The sequence below is a fragment of the Halorubrum sp. AJ67 genome (assembly GCF_000513435.1).
On the sequence record NZ_CBVY010000003.1, the window covers coordinates 430,755 to 432,662 of the forward strand.

Sequence of the window (1,908 nt, forward strand, 5' to 3'; positions counted from 1 at the left end):
GGACGACTCCCCGGGCCGACTGCCGGTCCCGATCCGGAAGAGACCCGGATCCGGACCTACGCTGTCGGGGCCCGCGAGGAGGTCCTCGACCGGACCCTTCGGAGAGCCTGCGAGGACGCGGGACTCGGGAGTCCCTCGACGTTCACGCGGATAAAACGGCTCCTGCGAGAGAGCGACCTGATCGAGACGGCGTCGGAGTCGCAGCCGGTCGGGCGACCCCGAGAGCGGCTCGTCGCCCGGGGTGCGCTCGCGGCCGCCGAGACGCCGGCTGAGGTCGTTACGGCGGTTCGAGAGGTGACAGACTGACTCGGAAGGGGACGCCGGGACCGCGGCGTCAGTCGTCTTTCGTCTTGATGTCGGCCGAGAGCCCCTGCGCCATCTCGATCTCCGTCGAGTTGTTCAGGGTCCACGCGGTGCGGTCGGTGACGGCCTCGATCGCCTCGCGGGCGGAGGGGTAACCGTTGCCGGACTTCTTCACGCCGCCGAAGGGGAGCTGGACCTCAGCGCCGATACACGGGAGGTTCCCGTACGCCAGCCCGAGCTCGGCGCGGTCGCGGTAGTAGTTGATCTGCCGGTAGTCCTCGGAGATGATCGCGCCCGCCAGTCCGTAGTCGACATCGTTGTGGATCTCGACGGCGCGCTCGATGTCACCGTCGTACTCTAGGAGCGCGACGTGGGGGCCGAACACCTCCTCGTGAGTACACCGGAGGTCGGCGTCCGGGTCCGCCTCGTAGACGAACGGGCCGACCCAGTGGCCGTCCGCGTGGCCGTCGGGGATCTCCTCGGGGTCGAGTTCGGTCCGGTCGACGAGGACGTTCACGCCCTCCTCGCGGGCGAGTTCGTTGTACTCGGTGACCTTCTCGTGGTGTTCCGCCTCCACGAGCGGTCCCATGAACGTGTCCTCGTCGAGGGGGTCGCCGACCGCGACCGATTCCGCGATCTCGACGAACCGCGACGTGAACTCGTCGTACACGTCGCTGTGGACGATCAGTCGCTCGGCGGAGACGCAGCGCTGGCCGGTCGTCTTAAACGAGGACATCACCGCGGAGTGGACCGCGACGTCGAGGTCGGCCTCCTCGGTGACGACGACCGCGTTCTTCCCGCCCATCTCGCAGGCCGCCCGCCTGCCGGGCACGCCGCCGAGCTTGTCCTGGATGTGGTGGCCGACCTCCGCGGAGCCGGTGAAGAGGACGGTCGGGACGTCGTCGTTCTCGACGATCGCGTTGCCCGCGTCGCCGAACCCCTGAACCATGTTGAACACGCCGTCGGGGATCCCCGCGTCGTCGAACATCTCCGCGACGATCTGCGCGCACCACGGCGTCTGCTCGGCCGGCTTGAACACGACGGTGTTCCCCTCCACCAGCGCGATGGCCATGTGCCAGTACGGGATCGCGACCGGGAAGTTCCACGGCGTGATACAGCCGGTGACGCCGCGGGGCTTCCGCCGCATGTACGCGTCCTTCGAGGGGATCTCCGAGGGGACGATGTCGCCCTTCGGGTGGCGGGCGTCGCCGGCGGCCCACTCGACCATGTGCGCGGCCTCGACCACGTCGGCTTTCCCCTCCGAGATCTCCTTGCCGCACTCCTTCGAGACGACCGCGCCCAGTTCGTCGGTGCGCTCGCGCAGCTCGTGGTACACGTCCCAGAGGTACTCCGCGCGCTGGATCCGGGAGAGCTCGCGCCACTCTTCGAACGCCTCGTCGGCGGCGGCGACCGCGCGGTCGACATCGTCGGGGGTCCCGCGGTGGAACTCCCCGAGCGACTCGCCCGTCGCGGGGTTCTCGCTTTCGAACGTCTCGGACCCGTCGCCGTCGACCCACTCGCCGTCGATGTAGTGTTGGTACGGCTGCGCCATGGACGCAATATTTGCTGGTCCGGGTAAAAAATCACCTCTCCGTCGGCGGCCCC

At 68.7% G+C, this 1,908-nt stretch carries 2 protein-coding genes; one reads left to right on the forward strand and one right to left on the reverse strand.

What is annotated here, in order from left to right; translation table 11 throughout:
• Window positions 1-306, forward strand: a 306-nt coding sequence (locus BN903_RS05340; RefSeq protein WP_048076706.1) for a DUF5821 family protein, incomplete at its 5' end; no start/stop codon positions are given.
• A 28-nt stretch (window positions 307-334) separates the two neighbouring features.
• Here the strand turns inward: BN903_RS05340 and BN903_RS05345 are convergent.
• Complete coding sequence (locus BN903_RS05345) at window positions 335-1,855, reverse strand: aldehyde dehydrogenase family protein (protein WP_048076707.1); 1,521 nt, start codon at window positions 1,853-1,855, stop codon at window positions 335-337.
• Window positions 1,856-1,908: the final 53 nt, after the last annotated feature.

Coding starts and splice junctions, on each gene's coding strand:
- BN903_RS05345 (WP_048076707.1), bottom strand. CDS start 1,855: ATGGCGCAGCCGTACCAACACTACATCGACGGCGAGTGGGTCGACGGC.